Annotated in this window: 1 protein-coding gene; it reads left to right on the forward strand. The window is 79.2% G+C overall.

Translation table 11 applies throughout. From position 1 onward, the window contains the following. Window positions 1-236, forward strand: a 236-nt coding sequence (locus tag KVS67_RS13190; RefSeq protein WP_217565567.1) for a GntR family transcriptional regulator, incomplete at both ends; no start/stop codon positions are given.

Raw genomic sequence — 236 nt, forward strand, 5'->3', positions numbered from 1 at the left:
GCCGAGGTGGGCGCCGGCGCCGTGGCCGGGGGGGACAAGCTGCCCGGGGAGCGCACCCTGGCCGCACGCCACGGCAACTCCGGGGCGTCCGTGCGGGAGGCCACCCGGATGCTCGAGGCCATGGGCCTGATGCGCGCCAGCGCCGGCTCCGGGCCGAACTCGGGCGCCGTCGTCGTCTCCGAGCCGACCGCGGCGCTGGGCTGGGCGCTGCGCCTGCACATCGCCACCCGGTCCCT

The sequence above is a fragment of the Micrococcus sp. GbtcB5 genome (genome assembly GCF_019091605.1).
Classification (GTDB): Bacteria; Actinomycetota; Actinomycetes; order Actinomycetales; family Micrococcaceae; genus Micrococcus; species Micrococcus luteus.